Origin of the sequence: Asticcacaulis taihuensis, from assembly GCF_900100255.1 — a bacterium.
In the GTDB taxonomy this organism is placed as follows: Bacteria; Pseudomonadota; Alphaproteobacteria; order Caulobacterales; family Caulobacteraceae; genus Asticcacaulis; species Asticcacaulis taihuensis.
In genome coordinates, this window is sequence record NZ_FMTS01000017.1 from 1 (window position 1) to 3,092 (window position 3,092).

Consider the following 3,092-nt stretch of genomic DNA (forward strand, 5'->3'; position numbering starts at 1 on the left):
TTTGATTTCTTCATGAAATTCTCCTCATCCCGCAAGCGGGATCTTAAATGGAAAATTCCAGTTTTAAATGGCCTCGATTTTCGGGGAGCAGGTCAGTTTCCACAAAAGGGTGCGAACAGGTCCATTTCGGGCAATAGGGATAATGGTGGCGTGAGTGCAAGATTAAAGCAATGGCTCCATGCCATCTGCAAAGCCTTGTCTGCACATCGTTTGAGCTGCCGCCAAATGCCGCTAGTCAGCGCCACATTGGCGGCAGCTTAACTCATACGCCGAGCTGTTCCTGGCAGACGATTTGAACTATATTCCGCAGAATGCTGATACGTTCATTGAGCCATTCCAGCTCTTCTTCTGACACAGCGAATTCGGCCGAGTAGCGGGCCTCTACATAGGCCCTACGAAGGCGGTCAAAGGCCTGTCGGTGTAGTTTGGTGTCACTGGGCCAGACGACCTTCAAGCGGTCGTCCAGGGCCTCCGTTTGCGACCGCAACATCGTGATGCGGTGGCTCTTTGGGCTGTAGAGAGTGAATACCAAGAGAGTGCAGTGGTAAAGCGCCTCTGTTGCTTGGTGGAAGTTGAAAGCCGCCATGTTCCACCAGCCGCGACTAATTTGATCCTGGGCTGTGACGAGGAACTGATTTGCGCGGGTATCCCAAAGATCAAAATAACCTTGTGCCTCCACCTTGATCTCTGCCGGAGTCAAGGGCTTCGGCTTGACCAGTGGGTGACCTGGCGCCTCGTACAGCATAATGCCGTCGCGGGCGATGTCGGTGAAGAAGGGCCGGCCCTTTGCAAGCTGGTCGTTCACATCCGCCAGACTGTGAACGATGAAGTTGACCGGCGTTTTGATATTATGGGTGACCGTCACTTCGCGAATGAAGTGCTCGTCGGCCTTGTCCCAATACTCGTGTAGATCGGTGAACTGGTGGCTATTGACGACGACCAGCAGATCGTAGTCCGAACGATAGCCTGAGGCATGGTCGTCGACCCAGCCGCCGCGCGCATATGAGCCAAACAGGACGACCTTGAGAATGCGGCCAAGCTTCTGCTTGTCTGAAAGTTTGGTCTTGATCGTGTCCTCGAACTCACCGAACAGCACCTTCACCACGCGCTCAAGCTCGCGGCGCTTAGTGTCTGGGAGGTGAGAGAGTTGGTCGGCCAGCATGGGGTTCCTGTCGTCTTGCCGCCGAGTCTAGCACTGCTACCGGGCGTGGGCTACCGCTTTCATGGATTGCTACCCGCCAGGAGAGGGTTACTTTCGTGTATGGAATGGAAGTTCTAGCTGTCCACCTGCCGGCGGGAGTGGCTCGATCGGTTTGTCTTGCATGATGACCTGCGAGTGCAGGGGGGCCTGCTTCCAAGTTGATACGCCGTGATTGAGGAAGGCTACCAAGTCAGTTTTAAGGATCAGCCTGCGGCCTCCAATTTTAATTGATCGCAACCGCCCCTCCGACATTTTCTCATAAAGGAAAGACCGGCCGAGACCAGAGGCCTTGACGGCTTCGTCTACACGGAATGAGATTTTGTCTATGGCGTCTGACGGCATTGGAACCTCCTGATAGAGGCGCAATTATACCGCAGTTCGGTAGTGTGGCACAGGCGACAAGTGCGCCCTGGCGGCCCCTTTGAGCCCGTTCTGGCCCGCTTTCAATCGAGCCGTACCAAATCAGGCGGGAATAGTGCGGCGACTTCCTCGCTGACTGCACTTCGTAGAGCTATCAGCTGCGGTGATCGGGCCGGCCGGCCGTCCAATAGGCCAAGGTCGGACCAGATTCGCGGCAGTTTCATCAAAATTACAAGAACGAAGTTATATTTAAAAAACATAAACGAAACAGGTGATTAGGTGTCGGGAGTTAATAATAACTCCCGAAAATATTTGTAACTCCCAAAAAAACGATGTGCAGACAATGACTTACGCGAAACAGGAGTTGAGCTTTATCTTGCCTTCACTGCGTTCCCGTTTTGATCATGTCGAGCATGTGTTGTTATTATGCCGTCATTAATCGTGGTGTGATTGTGCCATTGGGACAGGCGTACTGCACACGTGATGATGAGAGCGACACTCACCGTGGACTTGCGGCATCTTCTTCATTCCGAAGATAGTAGACGTTACCTTCGCCATATTCCGCTTCAAGTAGGCGTCGTGCGTCATCTAGGTCGGCCGCCTCAACGGTAACTCGACGCCCTGGGACATTCGGGTCCGTTTCCCAAACCATTGCGTTGTATAACCTTAGATTTTCCGATGTCATCGGCTATTGTCCTCTATAGGGTGCGAGACATGCAGCGCTGTTGCAGAAACCTCCGATGGTCGTGCCTTTGCTCTCCATGACATTGGTAATCTGCGAGGCAGTCATGTCCGGAACATTATGGACTGTGACGCCAGGCAGGTTTCCAAAAGCCTGTTGATCTGCTTTCAGCAAGCTCGCATCAACCGTCATTGTACCGTCTACGCCTCCATGAACACCGGTCAAGATATTCACGTCGCCTTTCATCATACCGCTGTTCACCATACTGGCGAAATCTTTCTGCGCGATACTGCCGGTAGATGTCCATAAAGTGCCGCCAGCCGCGTTTGTTTCTGAAGTGAAAACGCCACCCAGACTACTCAAACCTCTCGCACCCGCACTTGCCATTGTGCTTTCCGCGCCAGCAGGAGTAACGGCGATTGCAGTTGCCGCTCCCAATCCTCCTGCTTTTTCTCCGATAGCACCGTAGGTCGAATTGGGGGCGCTGATATGTGAGTTAAGCCACTTTTCCTGCGCACCTGCGTATGAGGCACCTAAAGGACCGCCCATTATAGTGGCAGCTTGGGTATTCGCGTGAGCTAGCCCTTTTAAAGCGCCAACGCCGACACCTTGTAAATAATCTAAGGTATCCTGTAGCGCACCATTTCCGCTCGGATCGCTTTTATTGATCGGATCTCCGCCGACGTAAGCGTACAGGTCGAGGTCATCTTTGCTGCCTACGGGATCAGTTTGGAGGAACCGTCCGAAGTTAGGATCATAGACGCGCGCTTTGTAGTAATAGAGTTTAGCATCGGGCAAAATCATCTGCCCCGTGTAACGGAAACGATTGCCGCTCCAGTCTTCTACATT

General features: G+C 52.9%; 4 protein-coding genes. 1 reads left to right on the forward strand and 3 read right to left on the reverse strand.

From position 1 onward, the window contains the following. Nucleotides 1-261, forward strand: a 261-nt coding sequence (locus tag BLO49_RS18535; RefSeq protein ID WP_220083770.1) for a hypothetical protein, incomplete at its 5' end; no start/stop codon positions are given. Between the two features lies 1 nt (nucleotide 262). On the opposite strand, the gene BLO49_RS18050 is transcribed toward BLO49_RS18535, so the two are convergent. The 3 genes from BLO49_RS18050 to BLO49_RS18060 form a co-directional block, all read right to left on the reverse strand. Further along, the gene (locus tag BLO49_RS18050) at nucleotides 263-1,162 is read right to left on the reverse strand and encodes a nucleotidyltransferase and HEPN domain-containing protein (RefSeq protein WP_090651006.1); all 900 of its coding nucleotides are present in this window, start codon (nucleotides 1,160-1,162) and stop codon (nucleotides 263-265) included. 87 nt (nucleotides 1,163-1,249) lie between these two features. Further along, nucleotides 1,250-1,543: a helix-turn-helix domain-containing protein gene (locus BLO49_RS18055; RefSeq protein WP_090651007.1), complete on the reverse strand. Its 294-nt coding sequence runs from the start codon at nucleotides 1,541-1,543 to the stop codon at nucleotides 1,250-1,252. 706 nt (nucleotides 1,544-2,249) lie between these two features. Further along, on the reverse strand, nucleotides 2,250-3,092 hold an 843-nt coding region (locus BLO49_RS18060), incomplete at its 5' end, for an RHS repeat-associated core domain-containing protein (RefSeq protein WP_281187326.1).

Bases quoted from the DNA above. Each gene is read 5' to 3' on its own strand.
- BLO49_RS18055 (WP_090651007.1), bottom strand. From the start codon at position 1,543: ATGCCGTCAGACGCCATAGACAAAATCTCATTCCGTGTAGACGAAGCC.
- BLO49_RS18050 (WP_090651006.1), bottom strand. From the start codon at position 1,162: ATGCTGGCCGACCAACTCTCTCACCTCCCAGACACTAAGCGCCGCGAG.